Consider the following 16,741-nt stretch of genomic DNA (forward strand, 5'->3'; position numbering starts at 1 on the left):
CCGGATTGCTACGGTGGCGGAGTGAGCTCCTCTCCGCTTCCGCCGATCCCGACCGCTTCTCGCCGCCAGCAGGTCGCCGACGTGCTGCGAGAGGCCATCACGTCCGGGGACCTCGAACCCGGACACAAGCTCACCGAGCTCGAGCTCGCGAGTCAGCTCGGGACCAGTCGTGCGCCGATCCGCGAGGCGCTCCGACAGCTGGAGCAGGAGGGGCTCGTGGTCTCCTACCCGTACCGCGGCACCGAGGTGCTCGGCGTCTCGCAGGAGGAGATCGAGAACGTCCTCGTTCCCGTCCGCCTCGCCCTCGAGCGCTTCGCCTTCGCGAAGGCGATGGAGGCGTGCACGGATGAGGATGCCGCAGGACTGGCAGCCATCATCGAGCGCATGGACGATGCGGCGTCGGCCGGCGACCTGGGTCGGCTCGCCGACGAGGACGCCCGGTTCCACGAGGCCATCGTGATCCTCTCCGGCCAGCAGCACTGCCTGCAGATCTGGCGGACGATCCAGCCCCGCGTACGCGCGTACTTCCGGCGCGATGCGTCGTTCTACAGCGACCCGCACGCCGTGGGGGCGCAGCACCGAACACTGCTCGACGCCCTGCGCGCGGGCGACCAGGACGAGGGCCGGCGCGTCATCAGCGAGCACATCCGCACGCACTTCGGCGACCCCGCGGACTCACTCCGTTCGTGACCCGCCGACGGGCCGCGCGTGGTCCGGCGGCCGCCCGACCTCGGCGACGGTGTGCCCCTCGCACTCCGCCGCCGTCACGTGCGCCCGCTCGACGCGATCCATCGCGAACCAACGCATCCCGTCGCGCAGGCGACACCATCCGATGAGATACCAGCGGCCGCCATTCGACGCGAAAAGCACCGGCTCGACGTCGCGCGTCGTGGTGGCGCCGCTGTCAGCGGTGTAGCGGATGCGGACGACGCGCTGCTCGGCCATCGCCTGTTCGAGGGCTGATCTGACCGCACGCGAGGCGCCGGGCGCGCCGTCGACCCAGACCCGTCCGGCGAGGTCGGCCGCGTGCTTCCGGGTGCGTGGGTCGAGCACGTCCACGATCTTGCGCACGGCGGCCGATGCGAGGTCGGCGTACGGCGCGTCCGTCGCGGCCGCGGTCGCGGCCATGAGCGCCACCGCCTGAGACGGCGACAGGCTGATCGGCGGGAGGGAGGACCCGGCGGCGAGCCCGTAGCCACCGCCCGGGCCGGGCCGCGACCAGATCGGCGCACCGCTGCGTTCGAGTGCATCGAGATCACGCTTGACCGTCCGAACCGACACCTCGAACTCCTGCGCCAGACGCTCGGCCGAGACACCGCGCGCCCCGCTGCGGCGCAGCGTCTCGGACAGGGCGTGCAAGCGCTCCGCGCGCTTCATCGTCGGAATCGCGATGAATTCATGACATAGATGATGACACACTGCTGTCCAACACCCGGCGGATGCTGGTGTCATGACCGATCAGCTCACCTCTCCCCCGCTCCTCCTCGTCCCCGGCCACTGGCTGGGCGCATGGGCCTGGGACGACGTCCTGGCCCACCTCTCCCCCGCCGATGCTCGTACGAAGGCGCTCACCCTGCCGGGCCTCGACGGCGACGACCCCGCGCACGCGACGCGCACAATCGAAGACCAGGTCGCCGCGATTCTCGAGACGCTGGACTCGCTCGGTGCGTCACCCGCCGACCCGGCGGTCGTCGTCGCCCACAGCGGCGCCAACGGGCCGGTGAGCATCGTCGTCGACCGGCATCCCGAACTCGTCCGGCGCATCGTATGGGTCGATTCCGGCCCGATGGCGAGCGGCTCCGCGTTCGCGCCAGGACTGCCCGAGACCGTCTCCGAACTTCCCCTGCCCCCCTTCGACGAACTCGGGCAGCAGGCGAGCCTCGCAGGGCTCGACGCCGACCACCTCGACCGCTTCCGCGACCGCGCCATGGCCGAGCCCGCGCCGGTGGTGCGCGAACCGGTGCGCCTCACGAACGATGCGCGCCATGCCGTGCCGACCACGCTGGTGTGCTGCTCGATCTCGGGCGCGCAGGTCATTCGGATGGCCGAGAGCGGTCATCCCATGTTCGCCGAGGTCACGCGGCTTCGGCACGTCGACGTCGTCGACCTGCCCACGGGCCACTGGCCGATGTGGAGCAGGCCGCGCGAGCTCGCCGACATCATCCGGGCGGAGGTCGCGCGGGGCCGCTGACGAGCGCGCGGCATCCCGATAGTCTCGGGACATCGTTCTTGGAGGGTGGTCGATCATGCGAAGCGTTCTGCGGATCTTCTCGGCCATCACGGCGGTGCTCGCTCTCGCGGTGACCGTCGGGATCGCCCACGCCGCGCCGGCGAGCGCACACGAGCAGACCCGGCGGGGCGCGGGCCCGTCGGCCGGCGCGAGCTCCGGCCCGAACCCACTCGCGCGCGGAGCCGCGCTGCCGACGTATTCGGCCGCGGCCCAAGCGGTGTCGGACGCGCGAGCTCAGGGCCGGACGGCCGAGGCCGACGCTTTCGAGGTGATCGCGAGCCGACCCACCGCGACCTGGCTCGGGGAGTGGTACAGCGACGCCGAGCTCGTACGGGTGCTCCAGGCGGAGACCGCGGCGGCGGCGGCGCAGAACAAGGTCGCGACGTTCGTCATGTACGCGATCCCCGCCCGCGACTGCTCCGCCTACTCGCAGGGTGGGCTCCCGGTCGACCGCTACGGCGCGTGGGCACGGCTTATCGCGCAGACGCTGCGCGGCACGGCATCCGCCGTCATCGTCGAGCCCGACGCCCTGGCGATGCTCGGCGACTGCGAGGGCCAGGGTCCGCGGGCGACGCTGATCGGCGACGCCGTCCGTGCCCTCACCGCGGCCGGCGTCGCCGCGTACGTCGACGCGGGAAACGCGAACTGGGTGCCGCCCGAGACGATGGCCCAGCGGTTGCGCGACGCCGGGGTGCTCGAGGGCCGGGGGTTCTCCACCAACGTGTCGAACTTCTCGCCGACGGCCGACGAGCAGCGCTACGCGGAGCGCCTGCGGGCCCTTCTGGGCGGTGCCCCGCGGTACGTCATCGACACCTCGCGCAACGGCCGCGGATGGCAGGGAACGTGGTGCAACCCGACCGGGGTGGGCCTCGGTACCCCGCCGAGCATCGGCACGGACGGCTCCGGGCTCGACGCCCTGCTCTGGGTCAAGCGTCCCGGAGAGAGCGACGGGGCCTGCAACGGCGGGCCCGCCGCGGGCAGCTGGTACGAGCAGGCCGCCGTCGAGCTGGTGCGCAACCGCGCGTTCTGAGCGCCGTCGGCAAGCTCAGGCGATGCCCCAGGTGACCGCGATCACCGTGACGTCGTCCTCCTGCTCGCTCTGTGCGGCACGAGCGGCGAGTTCGCTGACGACGGCGTCGATGTCGTCCCGACCGGTGACGAAGTCGCGGTAGCGGTCGATCGAGTCCAGCGATCCGCCGAAGAGGTCGAGGACGCCGTCGCTGACGCTGATGACACTGTCACCGGGCCGCAGTGCGACCTCGTCACTGGTCCAGCCGGTGCCGACACCGATGGGGAGCTGTCCCGAACGCAGGAAGAAGCTCGTGCCGTCGGCGCTCCGGACGATCGTGAGGCCATGCCCGGCATCGGCCCAGCGCAGCATCCCATCCGGGCTGATCCGCGCGTGGAAGCACGTCGTGAACTGGGTGCCGATCGTGTCGGTGGGACCCGTGTTCAGGCCGACGGCGGCGCGCCGCAGAGCCGCGGCGGGGTCGGGATCGTCGACGTTGCTGCGGATGACCGTGCGGACGGCTGCGGCGATCATCCCGGGGCCGACACCCTTGCCCATGACGTCGCCGAGAGTGAAGGCTGTGCCGCCGTCGGGCGTGGCGTACCAGTCGTAGAAATCGCCGCCGACCGTCCGGGCCGGCACGCAGACCCCCGCGACGCGGAAGCGCGGCGGGAGGTCCGAGCCGTCGACCGGCTGCAACGACCGCTGCACGACGGCGGCCTGCGAAACCTCGGCCTCGGCCAGGCGCCGGTGCCATTGCGACGCCGTGAGCTTCTGCAGCGAGCGGCGCGACAGCTCGTTGACGACGGCGCCCGCTGCCGCGTAGACGAGCACGGCGATGATCAGCCGGACGAACTCGCTCACCGTGAGTACCTGGCCGGGCGCCAGCACGAGCGGCAGCAGCAGCGTGACGCAGACGCCGACGAGGGGGACGAGGATGCGCCAGCGCCCGGGCCCGGCGGCGATCCAGATCACCGGGAGCACGACGATCGCAAGGAACACGGATTGCGTGTCGCCCGTGCCGAAGCGCAGCAAGCCGATCGCGACGAAGTCGCCGATCGGGATGATCAGCTCCGCGCGCCGCAGCACCGGCCACCGCGCCATCAGAGCGCCCAGGACCAGCAGCACCACCGCGAGAGCGGCTCCCTGCCACATCCTCGTCGCGTCCGTCACGGGGAGCCAGGGCACGGCTGCACTCGCGATGGCCGCTCCGACGACGACGGCGGCGACGATCGCCTGCCGCGCGAGGTTCTCCCATGATCGGTGTCCTGTCGCCACGACCACGGGCGTCGTCTCCGCCGGGAAGACCCGGGTGTCGGGCGGGGCGTGCGTCATGCCTCCTGTCAATACGACTTCCGCCCGCTTCGGGTCGCGGAGCCATGCCTTTTTGATAGCACACGCGTGCTAACATCGGCGCATTCGTCGACTCGAGAGGACTCGATCATGATTCTGGCCGCGATCATCGCCTGCGAGGTGGGGTTCTGGGTCGCGATCGTCGCCGGCCTCGTCGCCCGCTACGCCCTCAACCGCCCCCGACTCGGTGCGATGCTGCTCCTCGCAGCGCCGCTGATCGACCTGCTCCTGCTCCTGCTCGTCGCAGCGGACCTGATCGGCGGCGGGACGGCCTCCTGGCACCACGGCCTCGCCGCGCTCTATATCGGCATCTCCGTCGCGTACGGGCACCGGATGATCGCCTGGGCCGACGCGAAGGTCGCCACACATTTCCGGGGCGCGGCCCCACGCCCCGCGCTGTACGGCGCGGCGTATGCCGTCGCCTGCTGGAAGGACGTCCCGCGCACACTGCTCGCGGCGGCGATCGCTGCCTCGATCCTGGGCGGGCTCATCGTCGTCGTCGGCGACGCGGACCGCACCTCGGAGCTGCTCGGGTTCTTCCCCATTCTCGGGGTGATCGTCGGGATCGACCTGCTCTGGGCGATCAGCTACTCCCTCTGGCCCAAGCGGGCTCCCGTCGCTGCGGGATGATGTTGGCATGCCCCGCCTGATCGACCACGACCACCGCAACGACGAGATCGCTGCGGCCGCGTTCCGAGTGCTCGCCCGCGACGGGGTCGCGGCACTGTCGGTACGGCGGGTGGCGGACGAGGCGGGGATCGCGACCGCATCCCTTCGTCGCGCGTTCTCCACGCAGGATGAGCTGCGCCGATTCTGCTTGGAGCGACTGCAACAGGACGTCACGACCCGCCTGCTCGCCGTGACCGGCCAGGGCCGCGAACGCGCGATGCGCTGGATGCGCGAGCTGCTGCCGCTCGACGATTCCCGGCGTACCGAGCTGCTGGTTCAGCTCCAACTGACCCGGCTCGCACTCACCGATGACGGCTTACGAGGCCACGCCCGCGAGCTGCACGAGGGCGTCCATCGGGTCTGTGCCGCCGCCGTGGAGGAGCTCGCGGCCGCGGGAGCGCTCGCGTCGCACCTCGACCCGGTCCTCGAGACGGAGCGACTGCACGCGCTCCTCGACGGGCTGGCGCTGCACCTCATCTGGACCTCGTCGATCGACACCGTCGTCAACGCCGATGAGGTGCTCGCGCGCCACCTCGACTCGCTCGCCGGCTAGCGCTTCTTCGCGCCTCAGTCGCGGGTGTCGCTCGGCGCAGGAGCGTCGGCGAACTCGTCGACGAAGAGCGAATCGCGGTCGAGGGTCTTGTTCCGGTATGCCTGCCGCCCCACCATGTGCGCCGACAGAGGAGCCGTCGCAAGCTGGATGAGCGCGACGGGGACGAGGAAGGCGACGACCGGCCACGAGTGCAGCGAGACGCCGACCGCGATGCAGATCAGGATGAAGCCGAGCACCTGCGGCTTCGTGGCGGCGTGAAGGCGGGTCGGCACGTCGCGGAAACGCAGCAAGCCGATCGCCGCCGTGAGGCACAGCAGCGCCCCGATGAGGACGAGCACGAGGGCGATGACGTCGGTGATGGTCATGATGCGTCCGTGTTGTCCTTCCGCGCGACGAAGCGCGCGATCGAGATCGAACCGAACACGCCGACCGCGGCGACGATCAGCAGCACGGGCAAGGTGCGGGTGTGATGGTTGATCGCCATCTCGGCGCCAAGCGCGCAGATGACGAGCGTCAGCAGCACGTCGGAGGCGACGGCGCGGTCGAGGATCGACGGGCCGACGATGATGCGCCACAGCGTGAGCAGCGCCGAGACGGCGAAGACGACCGAGATGACGACGATGAGCCAGGTCATGAGCGCTCCCTCCGCAGGTCCGAGAGCTGGTGCGCCTGCTCCTTCGAGCCGACTGCACGCACGATGCGCTCCTCCCAGTGCTGGATCTCGCGCCGCTGGTGCTCGAGCTGCTCCTGCGTGCGGATGCCGATGGCGTGCACATACAGGATGCGGCGATCGCGGTCGATGTCGATGATCAGCGAGCCGGGGATGAGGGATGCCGTCACCGCGACGTGCGTCATGATCAGGTCGTCGTCGGTACGCAGCGGCACAGCGATGATCGCAGCGCCCGGCTGACGGCGCGGATCGATGACCTGCCAGGCGACCAGCAGCGATCCCTTGACGAGCGAGAGGAGGAACTCGAGGAAGAAGACGACGCCCCACCAGATGTTGACCCGACCCGACAGCTCGACCGGCGGCAGCCGGAATACGCGCGTCACGAAGAGGGCCACCACGATCCCCGTCAGCGCCGCGAGCACGGTGAACTGACCCCACAGCAGCATCCACAGCGCGACCAGCCAGACGAAGAACGGCAGCTGTCGCCAGAGCGCGGTCGCGGCATTGCGCTTCGCCTCGCCCATCATCACTGCACCTCCTGCTCGAGCTGACTGATCGTGACCGGCTGCAGGAGCGATTCTCCGATGGCGGCGCACAGGTCGTACAGGGGCCCGGCGAAGACGGTCAGCGCCACGGTCACCGCGACCATTCCGGCCGTCGCGGTCGTCATGATGCGCGGGATGACGCGCTTCTCGGTCTGGACGTCGGCCCCCTCGGCATCCCCGAGGTAGGCGATGCGCGAGTCGGTCTCGCTCTCACCCTCGCCGACCTCGTCCTTCTCCCGCCAGAACGAGAGGTTCCACGCGCGCATCAGGGCGTAGAGGGTGAGGAGCGAGGTGATGATGCCCGCGACGATCAGCACGTACATCAGCGGGGTGCCCTCGTCGGCGGCCGCGTCGAAGAGCGCGTATTTGCCGATGAAGCCCGAGAAGGGCGGGAGCCCCCCGAGGTTGATCGCCGGGATGAAGTAGAGCACGGCCAGCAGCGGTGCGGCCCGCATGAGGCCCTTGACCTTCAGGATGGAGGTCGACCCCGCGCGTCGCTCCACGAGCCCCACCGCGAGGAAGAGGGTCGTCTGAACGACGATGTGGTGGACGATGTAGTAGATCGTGGCCCCGACGGCCGCCGGCGTCGCGATCGCGAGGCCGAAGATCATGTAGCCGATATGGCTCACCAGCGTGAACGACAGGATGCGTTTGAGCTCGGCCTGCGCCACGGCGCCGAGCACCCCGACGATCATCGTCGCCAGCGCCACGATCAGCAGCAGCGTATTGACATCGTTGTCCTGGAAGATCTCCGTCTCGGTGCGGATGATCGCATACACGCCGACCTTCGTCAGCAGACCCGCGAACACCGCGGTGACAGGAGCGGGGGCCGTCGGATACGAATCGGGTAGCCAGAACGACAGCGGGAAGACGGCGGCCTTGATGCTGAACGCGAGCAGCAGCAGCAGGTGCAGGACGAGCTGCGTCTCCTGGGGCAGCTCCGTCATCCGCTGCGAGAGCTGCACCATGTTGACGGTGCCGAGCGCGCCGTAGATCGCCGCGATCGCCGACAGGAACAGGATCGACGACACGAGCGAGACGACGATGTAGACGACGCCCGTGCGGATGCGCGACTCGGTCGAGCCGAGGGTGATGAGCACGTACGACGCAACGAGCAGGATCTCGAACCCGACGTACAGGTTGAACAGGTCGCCCGCGATGAAGGCGTTGAAGATGCCCGCCGAGAGGATGAGGTACGACGGGTGGAAGATCGAGACCGGCGTCTCGTCGTCACCGTCGGCGGCGCCCTGGCCGACCGAGAAGAGCAGAACCGCGAGCAGGACGACGCTCGAGACGACGACCAGCAGCGCGGCCAGCCGGTCGACGTAGAGCACGATGCCGAAGGGGATCGGCCAGCCGCCGACCGAGACCGCGATCGGCACGCCGGTGGCATTGATGGCGTTCAGGAGCACCGCCGCGATCACGAGCGTCGCGGTGAGCGTGACGATCGAGACCCCGACCTGGATGCGGCGGCGGCGACCGAAGATGAGGGCGATCGCGGCCCCCAGCAGGGGCAGCGTCACGAGGAGGGGAACCAGGGCGCTCATCGGTCTCCTCCGGGGCGATCGGTGGGCGCGTCGTCGCGCAGCGCGTCGAAGTCGCGCGAGTGCAGCACGGTGATGGGCGAGGTCTGATCGCCGACGAAGTCGGTCGTGGCGTCGTCGTCCTCGTCGGTGATCTCCTGCTCCATCGCCTCGTCGTCTTCGGCGACACGATCACGCACGGCGAGGTCGGCCTCGTCGTCCTCGACCGTGTCGGCCTGACCGAGCTGCCAGGAACGGTAGATCAGGGCCAGCAGGAACGCCGACACCGCGAAGGTGATGACGATCGCCGTGAGCGTCAGGGCCTGCGGCAGTGGGTCGCTGAACTCCGAAGGGTCGTCGGCGGAGCCGTAGAACGGCGCGACGCCGGGCGCCCCCATGACGACGAGGAGGAACAGGTTGGCCGCGTTGCCGAGCAGCAGGAACCCGATGAGCACGCGCGTCAGGCTGCGCTCGAGCATCGCGTAGACGCCGGCGGCGAACAGGACACCCATGACGATGATGAGGATCAGCGAGACGTTCATCGGGCGAGCTCCTCTCGCTCCTTGCGCTGGCGGTCGACTTCAGCGCCCAGCGAGCGGAGCACGTCGAGGACGAGACCGATCACCACGAGATACACGCCGACGTCGAAGATCGTCGAGGTGACGAACTCGACATGGCCGAGGACCGGCAGTTCCGCTTCCCAGAACGTGCTGGTGAGAGCTGGTGCCCCGAAGAAGAGGGGGACGACCGCCGTGCCGACGGCGAGCGCCATCCCGACGCCCAGCAGCCGCCCGGCATCCGCGGGAGCCGCCGCACCGAGCTCGTACGGGCCGCCCGCGACGTAGCGCATGACGAGCGCCATGCCCGCGACGAGTCCGCCGGCGAAGCCGCCGCCCGGCAGGTTGTGGCCGGCGAACAGCAGGTAGAGCGAGACGACGATGATCGTGTGGAACAGGATGCGGACGATCACCTCGAGCATGATCGAGCGCGTCTCGGGCCGGAGCTTCTGCCCGCCCACGAGCCAGGCCTGCCGAGACGAGCCCGAGCCGGCACGCGGACGCGGGCCCTCCGCCGTCTCGACGAGCGGGCGCCGGGTGCGGAGCGCGCCGGTCGGCAGCGACGAGATCGCCCGCGAGAGCGTGTCGGAACGGTGGGTGACGAAGACGAGCGAGGCCACGCCCGTCGCCGCGAGGATGAGCACCGACAGCTCGCCCATCGTGTCCCAGCCGCGCAGGTCGACGAGGGTCACGTTGACGACGTTCTTGCCGTGGCCGATCTCGTAGGCGAGGTCGGGGAACGCGGTCGAGATCGGCTCGGCGACGCGGGCGCTGGTCGCGACGATCGCCACGAGCGCCATCGTCGCGCCGACGCCGATTCCGAGCAGCGCGCGCCCGATCGGCCAGACCGAGGCATTGTGGTCGCCCATCCGCGACGGGATGCGGCGCAGCACCAGCGCGAAGGCGATGAGCGTCACGGTCTCGACGAGGATCTGCGTCAGGGCGAGATCGGGCGCACCGGCCGAGGCGAAGAGCGCGACCATGCCGAGCCCGGTCACCGACACGAGCACGACGCCCGTGTAACGCTTCCGCGCGCGCACCGCGATGATACCCGCGATGATCATGATCGGTGCGACGAAGACCTGCATCGGCGAGTGCCACGCGGCCAGGTCTGCCTGCCAGCCTCCGTGCGCGATGAGTGCAGTGCCCTCGGCCGCGACGAAGACGACGAAGATCGTTCCGACGTAGACCGGGAGCGACCCGCGCTGGGTCAGCGACGTCGTCCAGACCGAGGTCCGCACGATCGCACGGACCGTGCCGTTGTAGGCGTCGACCGCTGTGAAGGGAAGCCAGCGACGCTGCGTGCCGTCGCGCCGGCCGACGAACCAGAACAGCACCAGACCGGCGAGGATGCTGCCGATCGAGAGGAACAGCGCCGGCTCGAGACCGTGCCACAGAGCCAGGTGGTATTCGTAGCCGTCGGCGCCGGCCACCTCGGGCATCGTGTCGGCGTAACCCGAGAATGCGACGTCGAGCAGGGGTGCCGCGACACCGCCGACGATGGTCAGGCCGCTCAGCAGCACCGGGGCCGCGAGGAAACCGATGGGCGGGTCGGGCCACTCGGTACGGGGCAGAGTCTCGCCCGCGGCATCCTTCTTCGTGAAGAACGCCCCCCACACGAAGCGGGCGCCGTAGGCGGTGGTCAGGAGCGACCCGAGCACGATTCCGATGAGAGGCGCGAGGGCTTCGGGATCGGTGCCTCCCTCGAGCAGCGACGAGAGCGCCGCCTCTTTCGCGACGAAGCCGACGGTGGGCGCGAGGCCCACCATCGAACCGATCGCGATGATCGAGAAGACCGCGAGCGTCGGCGCCTGCCGGCCCACCCCGGAGAGCTCACGGATGTCGCGAGTGGACAGCTGTCGGTCGATGACGCCGACCACGAGGAAGAGCGATGACTTGAAGAGCGCGTGGCCGACGAGCAGGGCCAGACCCGCGAGAGCGGAGTTGCGCTCTCCGTAGCCCAGCACGACCGTCAGCATGCCGAGCTGGCTGACGGTGCCGAAGGCGAGGATGCGCTTGAGGTCGGATTCGCGCAGCGCCTGCAATCCGCCGAGCAGCATCGTGAAGACGCCGAGTCCGATGACCATCGGGCGCCACGGATCCTCGTGGGCGAAAGCGGGGGCGAGGCGGGCGATCAGGTAGATGCCCGCCTTCACCATCGCGGCCGCGTGCAGGTACGCGCTCACCGGCGTGGGTGCGGCCATCGCGCCCGGAAGCCAGAAGTGGAAGGGGAAGATCGCCGACTTGCTCAGGGCGCCGACGAGGGTCAGCGCGATGGCGACGTTCAGCAGCGCGCCGTCGGGGGCCGGTGACGCGACGATCGTGCTCAGGCTCGTCGTGCCGTACAGCACGACCAGCATGACGACGCCGATGAGCATCACAAGCCCGCCGAGGGTCGTCACGAGCAGAGCCTGCAGAGCGGCGCGCCGGCTCGCACCGCGGGCGTTGTAGAACCCGATCAGGAGATACGACAGGACGCTCGTGATCTCCCAGAACATCACCAGCACGACGATGTCGTCGGTCAGGACGAGGCCGTACATGGCACCGGCGAAGGCCAGCAGCACGGCGGCGAACTGCCCGACGCCGACCTTCTTGCCGTCGAAGTACCAGCGGCAGTAGATCATCACGAGCGCACCGACGCCCGTGACGATGAGCGTCATGATCCACGCGAGGGTGTCCATCCGCATCGACAGCGCGATGTCGAGCTGGGGGATCCAGGCGTATGACTCGAACGGAATGCCACCGCTCAGAACCTCAGGAGCGCGGCGGGCCGCATCGACGAACGCGGCGATGGGCAGCAGGGCTGCGACGAAGAATGCGCGGGCGCCGATCCGCTTGATCAACCACGGCAGAACCAACGGAAGAACCGCGAACGCACCGAGGAAGATCAGCAACAGGCCTCCTCTGGGCGTGGGGGGTCGTGTCATCCATCTTACCGACAGGATGACGGTCCTGCGCCCCGGGATCTAAGATTCGCCGGCGACGGGCCCCGTCGTGTTCCCGATGCGGAACGTACTGGTGAACCACTGCGAGTCGGGCGTGTCGCCGCCGAGCAGCGCAGCGACAGCCTCGCCGGCGGCGCGCCCCTTCTGCCACGCGGGCTGCACGAGAGTGGTCAGCTCGTAGGGCGCCAGGCCGTCGACGACGATGCCGTCGAAGCCGGTGATGCTGACATCGTCGGGCACCCGCAGTCCGGCTTCCTCCGCCGCGCGCAGCACGCCGACGGCGAGCAGGTCGCTCTGCGCGACGATCGCGGTCGGCCGAGGGCCGTCACCCGCGAACAGGGCGCGGCCGACCGCGGCGCCGGCATCGATCGAGCTGTCGACAGCGGCGTAGGCCGCGGCATCCGGGAACACGTCGCGGAATCCGGCGAGCCGGTCGGCCACCACGTCGACCGAGGTGGTGCTCTCGTCGTCACGCGACAGCCAGCCCGACTCCGACCCCCACCGCACCGGCATCGTCACCGCGACGACGTTCGTGTGCCCGAGATCGCGGACGTGCTCGGCGGCCAGACGCTGCGCCTCGCGGTTGTCGAGCGCGATGCGGGGCACCCCCTCTCCCCCGTCGCCCTCGATGACGACGACCGGGATGCCGCGGGCGCGCACGCTCGCGAGGTGATCGCGCAGCAGCGCGCTGCATCCGATCAGCACGGCGGCGTCGATCGGAGCCGTCATGAGGGTCGGCTCGCCCGCGACGACGCTGCCTTCGCGCAGCAGCAGCAGGCCCGCACCGATGGGAGCGACCGCATCGGCGAGCGCATCCATCGTCGTGCGCATGACGGGGTCGCCGAAGACGCTGCCGAGTCGCCCTCCGCTGACGACGCCGATGATGCCGCTGCGTCCGCGTCGGAGCGACGCCGCGCGCGGGTCCGGCCCGAGGTATCCGAGCTCGGCTGCGGCCGCGAGGACCTTCGCCCGGGTCGCCTCGCTCACGGGCGTCTTGCCACTGAAGACGACGGATGCCGTCGACGGCGAGACCCCGGCCGCGTGTGCGACATCCGAGATGGTGGGCCGACGAGCATTCACGCCCCGATCGTACCTGGCTGTCGTGCGACGTCGAATCGATTCGGTACGCTGACCCGGTGACCGATGTGCTCTCCCGTTCCGTCTACCTGCGCTGGCGCAACGCCGTCTTCGCGATCTTCGCCGCGAGCGGCCTGAGCATCGCCACCTGGGCGGCGCGCGTTCCCACGATCAAAGAAGACCTCGGCATCGAGAACCGCGAGATCGGACTGGCGTTGCTCGCGATGGGGATCGCCTCGATCCTCGGGCTCTCCGCGAGCTCCGTCATCATCGCCCGGCTCGGCACCCGCACCGGCATGTTCGGGGTGCTGATCACGCTGTCGATCGGCCTCGCGATCCTCGGGCTCGGCAGCGGTTTCTTCCACTCGTACGCGATGCTCATCGTCGGGCTCGCGCTGTTCGGATTCGGCAACGGATGCCTCGACGTCATGATGAACGTCGACGGTGCCGCCATCGAGACGCAGTCGGGCAAGACGATCCTGCCCCTGTTCCACGCCTTCTTCAGCTTCGGAACCGTGATCGGCGCGGGGCTCGGCGCCATCGCCGCGGGCCTGCGGATCGGCGTCGCGATCCACGCCGTCACCATCGCCGCCCTCATCGTGGTGCTTGCGATCGTCGCGATCGCGAACGTCCCCCGCCGGGCGGTCACCGACGCCGTCGCCGCCGATTCCGCGGCACCCGAGGCGGCGCCCGCCGACGGTCCCGCGCCCGGCTGGCGTCAGCGCCTCGCCGTGTCGCTTTCGGCCTGGCGCGAGCCGCGGACCTACACGCTCGGCATCATCATGCTCGGCATGGCCTTCGCCGAAGGCGGCGCGAACGACTGGCTCGCGCTCGGCGTGGTCGAGCACGAGGGCGGAACCGCCGCCATCGGCGCTGCGGCCCTCACCGTCTTCAGCGTGTCGATGACCGTGGTGCGCGTCTTCGGCGGACCCCTCGTCGACCGCTTCGGCCGCGTCGCGACGCTGCGCGTGCTCGCCGTCGCCGCGACAGCCGGCATCCTGCTGTTCATCCTCGCCCCGAACCTGCCGCTCGTCTTCGTCGGCGCGGCACTGTGGGGCATCGGGGCGTCGCTCGGCTTCCCGCTCGGGATGTCGGCCGCCGCCGACGACCCCGCCCGCGCGGCCGCGCGCGTCAGTGCCGCCGCGACGATCGGCTACGTCGCGTTCCTGTGCGGGCCGCCGATCCTCGGCTTCATCAGCGACCACATCGGCCTGCTGCCGACGCTGTTCATCCTGGTGGTGCTCGTTGCGGCATCCGGTCTCGCCTCGTCCGCCGCGAAGCCGCTGCCCGGGGCCAAGGTCGGCGCGGGGCGCCACTGACCCGTCGCGCGAGGTCCGCGCCGCGTCACCGCGCCGCGAGGTCCCAGTTTGGCCGGGTATCCCGCCGCCATTCCCGGCCCAACTGGGACCTCGGCGGAGCGGTGAAGCGGGCGGGGGCAGATGGCCTGGCGGACGAGTCGGGTTCGTGTGAGCCGAGCCGGTCCCGTCCGGTCAACAGGCTCAACCGTGCTCGCTGACGGCCCGCGGGGCTTGAACGGCAGGTGAGCCTGACGACGGGACAACCGGCAGATGCCGGCGCGGTAGCTCAGAACCGCGGCAGCGGCACCCCCATGCCGCGAAGCAGGGCGCGCACCGCGTCGACAAGCAACCCGGTGGGGACGGGCGCGGCGACCGCGTCGGCTGCGGCTCCGTCGAAGAGCCAGCGGATCGCGCGAGCCTGGCCGGTGCACCTCGCCGGGTCTGCATCGAGAGCCTGCGCGAGGTGCTGCGTGAGGAAGTCGTCGATCGCCGCGGTCTCGGCGGCGAGCGCTTCGCGGACGGGCTCGAGCCGTTCGACGTCGCCGATCGCCCGGACGAGACCGGGGTACAGCTCGTCGGCGAGCTCGGTCTCGACGTGGGCGGCATAGGCCAGAACGGCATCCGTGCCTGCAGCTCTTCCGGTGATCTCCCCGAGCGCCCGAGCCGTCTCCGCACGCCCCAGCTCCAGCACTCCGACCAGGAGGTCGAGCTTCGTCGGGAAGTAGTGGAACAGCGTGCCCGACGACACGCCCGCGCGACGGTGGATCGACGCAGTGGTGGCGGCCGCGTATCCGGATGCGGCGAACTCGGCCGCCGCGGCATCCAAGATCGCCGAACGTCGCTCTTCGAAGCGTTCTGGATCGCGTCGGCGTGGCACGGGAGCCACGATAACCCGCCGATCGTTACTAGAGTGCCCACTCTAGAGCAGCTAATCTGCTTTCGTGGAACCTGAATCGAACCCCGTCGCGGCACCGCAATCGCAGCGCCCGCGCACCCGGGCACGCGCATGGGTCACCGCGCTCGTGGGCATCGGTCTCGCGTGGTCACCGATGTGGCTCCCGGAGGTGCTTCGCGCCGTCGGAGCCGACCCGCGCCCCCCGCTCGCGGCGATCGGGCTCGCGGGACCGGCGGCCTCGATCTTCTGGAACTGGCTCGCGACGGCGCTCGTCCTCGCGTGGGTGTTCGGTGTCGAGCGGCGCGGACTGTCGTCTCTGCGCATCGTGCGGCCGACCGGCAAAGACCTCGAGTGGGCGCTCATCTTCTTCGGTGGCGCCATGGCCTGGAGCTGGCTGGCGCAGCTCATCCGTCCGCAGAACGCACCCGACACCGGCTCCGCCACCATCGCGGCGCTCCCGATCCTGGTGGTCGTCGCGATGATCCTCAGTGCCGCGATCTGCGAAGAGGTCCAGTTCCGCGGCTATCCCCTCGAACGATTGACCGAGCTCACCCGGCGACGCTGGGTCGCGGTCGCCACGACGCTTCCGTTCTTCGTCGTGCCACATCTGTTCACCTTCGGACCCGAGTGGCTTCTCTACCACGCGAGCGGAACCGTGGCGATCTACGTGCTGTACCTCTGGCGCCGTAGCCTCGTCGCCTGCATGGTGCTCCACGCAGCCGTGAACGCACCCATCCTCATCCCGACCGTCGCCGCGCATATCGGCTGAACACGCGGGCGCGCGCCCGCGCCGACACTCTGCCAGGATCATCCGCGATGACGATCTCCACACAGCCCTGGCATCTCCCGGCATCCGACACCGGCGTCCACCTCGACATGATCCCCGAGCAGGTTCTCCATGCCCTCGGGGCAGGTGACACGGCGAACCTCGACCCGATCTACGCCAATCCGTTCCTCACAGGCCCGGAATGTGACTGGCTCTGGCGGCACCGCAGCGCACAGGTCGGGAACGCGCCTGGTGACGCTCCGTGGATCACCCGGCTCATCATCGATCCCCAGCGCGACGTCGCCGTCGGAGTGGCCGGCTTCCACGGCCCGCCTGATGAGGGCGGAATGGTCGAGGTCGGCTACCGCGTAGACCCCGAGCTGCGACGCCGCGGATATGCGCGGCAGGCTCTCGAGATACTCCTGGACGTCGCCCGCACCCACCCCGATGTGCGCACGGTGCGCGCGACGATCAGCCCTGACAACGTCGCGTCACGAGCGCTCATCGACGGTTACGGGTTCGTCGAGCGCGGCGAGCAGTGGGATGACGAGGACGGCCGGGAGATCATCTACGAGCTCTCCGTCGCCGATGCCGACACCGACGCCGATGCCGACACCGACACCGACACCGACGCCGCCCAGCGATAGCGCT

18 protein-coding genes are annotated in these 16,741 nt (G+C 70.0%); 8 read left to right on the forward strand and 10 right to left on the reverse strand.

Annotated elements, in window-relative coordinates:
• Positions 1 to 21 precede the first annotated feature (21 nt).
• On the forward strand, positions 22 to 690 hold the full coding sequence (locus CBF90_RS01405; protein WP_052007649.1) for a GntR family transcriptional regulator: 669 nt from the start codon (positions 22 to 24) through the stop codon (positions 688 to 690).
• On the opposite strand, the gene CBF90_RS01410 is transcribed toward CBF90_RS01405, so the two are convergent.
• Positions 676 to 1,377 carry a YafY family protein gene (locus CBF90_RS01410; RefSeq protein WP_088379723.1) on the reverse strand — a complete coding sequence of 234 codons (702 nt, stop codon included), beginning with the start codon at positions 1,375 to 1,377 and terminating at the stop codon, positions 676 to 678. The genes CBF90_RS01405 and CBF90_RS01410 overlap by 15 nt on opposite strands.
• A gap of 73 nt (positions 1,378 to 1,450) precedes the next feature.
• On the opposite strand from CBF90_RS01410, the gene CBF90_RS01415 reads away from it, so the two are divergent.
• Together CBF90_RS01415 and CBF90_RS01420 are read left to right on the forward strand one after the other, a co-directional pair.
• The gene (locus CBF90_RS01415; RefSeq protein ID WP_088379724.1) at positions 1,451 to 2,191 is read left to right on the forward strand and encodes an alpha/beta fold hydrolase; all 741 of its coding nucleotides are present in this window, start codon (positions 1,451 to 1,453) and stop codon (positions 2,189 to 2,191) included.
• A gap of 55 nt (positions 2,192 to 2,246) precedes the next feature.
• Entirely contained in the window at positions 2,247 to 3,260 is a 1,014-nt protein-coding gene (locus CBF90_RS01420; protein WP_088379725.1) for a glycoside hydrolase family 6 protein, read from the forward strand.
• A 15-nt stretch (positions 3,261 to 3,275) separates the two neighbouring features.
• Here CBF90_RS01420 and CBF90_RS01425 read toward each other — a convergent pair whose 3' ends face one another.
• Entirely contained in the window at positions 3,276 to 4,574 is a 1,299-nt protein-coding gene (locus CBF90_RS01425) for a PP2C family protein-serine/threonine phosphatase (RefSeq protein WP_088379726.1), read from the reverse strand.
• A gap of 108 nt (positions 4,575 to 4,682) precedes the next feature.
• Here CBF90_RS01425 and CBF90_RS01430 point away from each other — a divergent pair, with 108 nt between their 5' ends.
• Together CBF90_RS01430 and CBF90_RS01435 are read left to right on the forward strand one after the other, a co-directional pair.
• The gene (locus CBF90_RS01430) at positions 4,683 to 5,222 is read left to right on the forward strand and encodes a hypothetical protein (protein ID WP_023953362.1); all 540 of its coding nucleotides are present in this window, start codon (positions 4,683 to 4,685) and stop codon (positions 5,220 to 5,222) included.
• 7 nt (positions 5,223 to 5,229) lie between these two features.
• The gene (locus CBF90_RS01435) at positions 5,230 to 5,814 is read left to right on the forward strand and encodes a TetR/AcrR family transcriptional regulator (protein ID WP_088379727.1); all 585 of its coding nucleotides are present in this window, start codon (positions 5,230 to 5,232) and stop codon (positions 5,812 to 5,814) included.
• A 14-nt stretch (positions 5,815 to 5,828) separates the two neighbouring features.
• On the opposite strand, the gene mnhG is transcribed toward CBF90_RS01435, so the two are convergent.
• The 7 genes from mnhG to CBF90_RS01470 form a co-directional block, all read right to left on the reverse strand.
• Entirely contained in the window at positions 5,829 to 6,179 is a 351-nt protein-coding gene (gene mnhG / locus CBF90_RS01440; protein ID WP_023953366.1) for a monovalent cation/H(+) antiporter subunit G, read from the reverse strand.
• Positions 6,176 to 6,448 (reverse strand): monovalent cation/H+ antiporter complex subunit F, encoded by a 273-nt coding sequence (locus CBF90_RS01445; RefSeq protein WP_023953368.1) that lies wholly within the window; start codon positions 6,446 to 6,448, stop codon positions 6,176 to 6,178. Before CBF90_RS01445 ends, mnhG begins: the two co-directional genes overlap by 4 nt.
• Entirely contained in the window at positions 6,445 to 7,011 is a 567-nt protein-coding gene (locus CBF90_RS01450; protein WP_023953370.1) for a Na+/H+ antiporter subunit E, read from the reverse strand. Before CBF90_RS01450 ends, CBF90_RS01445 begins: the two co-directional genes overlap by 4 nt.
• Positions 7,011 to 8,576: a Na+/H+ antiporter subunit D gene (locus CBF90_RS01455; RefSeq protein ID WP_023953372.1), complete on the reverse strand. Its 1,566-nt coding sequence runs from the start codon at positions 8,574 to 8,576 to the stop codon at positions 7,011 to 7,013. Before CBF90_RS01455 ends, CBF90_RS01450 begins: the two co-directional genes overlap by 1 nt.
• Positions 8,573 to 9,094: a Na(+)/H(+) antiporter subunit C gene (locus CBF90_RS01460; protein ID WP_023953374.1), complete on the reverse strand. Its 522-nt coding sequence runs from the start codon at positions 9,092 to 9,094 to the stop codon at positions 8,573 to 8,575. Before CBF90_RS01460 ends, CBF90_RS01455 begins: the two co-directional genes overlap by 4 nt.
• The gene (locus CBF90_RS01465; RefSeq protein WP_023953376.1) at positions 9,091 to 12,003 is read right to left on the reverse strand and encodes a Na+/H+ antiporter subunit A; all 2,913 of its coding nucleotides are present in this window, start codon (positions 12,001 to 12,003) and stop codon (positions 9,091 to 9,093) included. The genes CBF90_RS01460 and CBF90_RS01465 overlap by 4 nt, the downstream gene beginning before the upstream one ends.
• A gap of 72 nt (positions 12,004 to 12,075) precedes the next feature.
• Positions 12,076 to 13,134 carry a LacI family DNA-binding transcriptional regulator gene (locus tag CBF90_RS01470; protein ID WP_088379728.1) on the reverse strand — a complete coding sequence of 353 codons (1,059 nt, stop codon included), beginning with the start codon at positions 13,132 to 13,134 and terminating at the stop codon, positions 12,076 to 12,078.
• Positions 13,135 to 13,190: 56 nt separating this feature from the next.
• Between CBF90_RS01470 and CBF90_RS01475 the strand changes: the two genes are divergently transcribed.
• On the forward strand, positions 13,191 to 14,450 hold the full coding sequence (locus tag CBF90_RS01475; protein WP_064955268.1) for an MFS transporter: 1,260 nt from the start codon (positions 13,191 to 13,193) through the stop codon (positions 14,448 to 14,450).
• A gap of 265 nt (positions 14,451 to 14,715) precedes the next feature.
• On the opposite strand, the gene CBF90_RS18150 is transcribed toward CBF90_RS01475, so the two are convergent.
• Positions 14,716 to 15,306: a TetR/AcrR family transcriptional regulator gene (locus tag CBF90_RS18150; RefSeq protein ID WP_242435562.1), complete on the reverse strand. Its 591-nt coding sequence runs from the start codon at positions 15,304 to 15,306 to the stop codon at positions 14,716 to 14,718.
• Between the two features lie 64 nt (positions 15,307 to 15,370).
• Here CBF90_RS18150 and CBF90_RS01485 point away from each other — a divergent pair, with 64 nt between their 5' ends.
• Positions 15,371 to 16,093, forward strand: coding sequence for a CPBP family intramembrane glutamic endopeptidase (locus tag CBF90_RS01485; RefSeq protein ID WP_088379729.1), 723 nt, complete (start codon positions 15,371 to 15,373; stop codon positions 16,091 to 16,093).
• 47 nt (positions 16,094 to 16,140) lie between these two features.
• Complete coding sequence (locus CBF90_RS18865) at positions 16,141 to 16,737, forward strand: GNAT family N-acetyltransferase (protein ID WP_088379730.1); 597 nt, start codon at positions 16,141 to 16,143, stop codon at positions 16,735 to 16,737.
• Positions 16,738 to 16,741: the final 4 nt, after the last annotated feature.

The sequence above is a fragment of the Microbacterium sp. AISO3 genome, assembly GCF_002204305.1.
GTDB lineage: Bacteria > Actinomycetota > Actinomycetes > Actinomycetales > Microbacteriaceae > Microbacterium > Microbacterium arborescens.

Coding starts and splice junctions, on each gene's coding strand:
- CBF90_RS01410 (WP_088379723.1), bottom strand. CDS start 1,377: ATGAAGCGCGCGGAGCGCTTGCACGCCCTGTCCGAGACGCTGCGCCGC.
- CBF90_RS01415 (WP_088379724.1), top strand. CDS start 1,451: ATGACCGATCAGCTCACCTCTCCCCCGCTCCTCCTCGTCCCCGGCCAC.
- CBF90_RS01420 (WP_088379725.1), top strand. CDS start 2,247: ATGCGAAGCGTTCTGCGGATCTTCTCGGCCATCACGGCGGTGCTCGCT.
- CBF90_RS01425 (WP_088379726.1), bottom strand. CDS start 4,574: ATGACGCACGCCCCGCCCGACACCCGGGTCTTCCCGGCGGAGACGACG.
- CBF90_RS01430 (WP_023953362.1), top strand. CDS start 4,683: ATGATTCTGGCCGCGATCATCGCCTGCGAGGTGGGGTTCTGGGTCGCG.
- CBF90_RS01435 (WP_088379727.1), top strand. CDS start 5,230: ATGCCCCGCCTGATCGACCACGACCACCGCAACGACGAGATCGCTGCG.
- mnhG (WP_023953366.1), bottom strand. CDS start 6,179: ATGACCATCACCGACGTCATCGCCCTCGTGCTCGTCCTCATCGGGGCG.
- CBF90_RS01445 (WP_023953368.1), bottom strand. CDS start 6,448: ATGACCTGGCTCATCGTCGTCATCTCGGTCGTCTTCGCCGTCTCGGCG.
- CBF90_RS01450 (WP_023953370.1), bottom strand. CDS start 7,011: ATGATGGGCGAGGCGAAGCGCAATGCCGCGACCGCGCTCTGGCGACAG.
- CBF90_RS01455 (WP_023953372.1), bottom strand. CDS start 8,576: ATGAGCGCCCTGGTTCCCCTCCTCGTGACGCTGCCCCTGCTGGGGGCC.
- CBF90_RS01460 (WP_023953374.1), bottom strand. CDS start 9,094: ATGAACGTCTCGCTGATCCTCATCATCGTCATGGGTGTCCTGTTCGCC.
- CBF90_RS18865 (WP_088379730.1), top strand. CDS start 16,141: ATGACGATCTCCACACAGCCCTGGCATCTCCCGGCATCCGACACCGGC.